Source organism: Photobacterium sp. R1, assembly GCF_054600795.1.
The window spans coordinates 1-255 of sequence record NZ_BAAHZP010000719.1; the positions used below are offsets into that span (position 1 = coordinate 1).

Here is a 255-nt window from a genome sequence, read left to right on the forward strand (position 1 = left end):
GCAGAAACCTTATTACTTGAAACCGGCCCTTGCCTGGGGGTGGTTGATCTGAGCCATGATGACTTTAGTCTTCAGGCCATTGCCAGTCTGGTAAACCGGCACAAGCAGGTGCGATGGCTGGCACTGGTCAGAGACGAACAGCTCGGCATTGAATCTGTCTGCCAGTTTATCGTCAGTTTCTGTATCGATTATTTCACCTCGCCGCTCCCTGAGTCTCAGTTGCTGAAAACCTTAGGCCACCAGCGCGGCATGCTG

At 52.9% G+C, this 255-nt stretch carries 1 protein-coding gene; it reads left to right on the plus strand.

Annotated elements, in window-relative coordinates; all coding sequences use genetic code 11:
- Nucleotides 1-255, plus strand: a 255-nt coding sequence (locus tag ACYP03_RS26965) for a VpsR-related response regulator (protein WP_459782801.1), incomplete at both ends; no start/stop codon positions are given.